This window comes from Streptomyces calidiresistens (assembly GCF_014141525.1).
Lineage (GTDB): Bacteria > Actinomycetota > Actinomycetes > Streptomycetales > Streptomycetaceae > Streptomyces > Streptomyces calidiresistens.
On sequence record NZ_VKHS01001147.1, the window covers coordinates 1 to 1,291 of the forward strand.

Consider the following 1,291-nt stretch of genomic DNA (forward strand, 5'->3'; position numbering starts at 1 on the left):
CCCCGGGACGGGGGTTTCGTCATTCCACTCACTCCCACGCCCCGACACACACCGCCGCTCCCCGGGCGCACGCCCCCGCGCATCCCCCGGAAGCAGGAGTGATCCGATCATCATCAAGCCGTAACCCCGCTGCCCCGGGCTCGTTGGGGAACTTGCAGGCTCTCTGTGATTCGACCCCGGAGACCCGTTTCCCCCCTTCGGGTGAGGCGGTCAACGGGGCGATACCCGGTCCGTGACAGGGAGCCGACCGTGTACACGAGAGGAGGTGACGCCCGTGATCGGATCCGTGTCGACCCACCGGCGGGCCGGTGCCTTCGCCGCGGCCGTGGCGGCGTCGGAGGGCGCTCCCGCGAGCGGTGCGGCTCCCGCACCACCGGAGTCCGGAGCGCCCGCGCGCCCGGCCCCGGGGGCGTCGGAGACCACACCGGGGCCGACGGAACCGGCCCCGGAGGAGATCGCGCCCCTGCTGCGGGTCGTCGACGGGATGCGCGCGCTCCCCCCGCCGCGCATGGACGCCGGGACGAAAGCGGTGCAGCGCGCCCGGCTCGTCGCCGCCCTGGAGGCGGCGTTCGCCGAGGGCGGCGCGACGGCCCTCGGCGCACCCCCCACCGGGCCCGACCGCCCGCGCGGGGCCCACCGGGCGGGACCCGCCCGCGGGTTCGGGGCCCTGCGGCCCAGATCGCGCCTCACCAAGGGCCTGGCCGCCGGTGGCCTCACCGTCGGCGTCGCCGCCGGTGCCTTCGGCGGAGCCGCCGCCGCGAGCACCAACGCCCTGCCCGGCGACACCCTCTACGGCCTCAAACGCGGCATGGAGGACCTCCGGCTGGACCTGGCCGGCGGCCAACACGACCGCGGACGCATCCATCTCGACCACGCCTCCACCCGACTCAACGAGGCACGGCGCCTCATGGAGCGCGGGCGATCGGGCCCGCTGGAGCCGGAGCAGGTGGCCGAGGTCCGCGCCGCCCTCACCGCCATGGCGACCAACACCGCCGAGGGCCACCGCCTGCTGGTCGAGGCGCACGAGCGGGACGGCTCCGTCGCCCCCCTGCGCACCCTCTCGGACTTCTCCGAGCGCCACCGGGGGACCTGGGCCGAACTGCGTCCGCAACTCCCCCCGGTGCTGCACGACATCGGGGCCGAGGTGACCGAGGTCCTCGACGCGCTGCGGGAGGAGGTGGCCGCCGTCCGGCTCCTGCTGCGCGAGGACGAGGAGGCGGTGCCCCCCGAGCCCTCGCCGGAGGTCTCCCCCTCCGCCGAGGGAACCCCCGACACCGCGCCCGCCGACCCC

Annotated in this window: 1 protein-coding gene; it reads left to right on the plus strand. The window is 76.5% G+C overall.

The genetic code is table 11. The features are described 5' to 3' along the window. Positions 1 to 274: 274 nt before the first annotated feature. Positions 275 to 1,291 (plus strand): DUF5667 domain-containing protein (locus FOE67_RS26015; protein WP_182667276.1); only part of this gene is annotated, 1,017 nt, incomplete at its 3' end.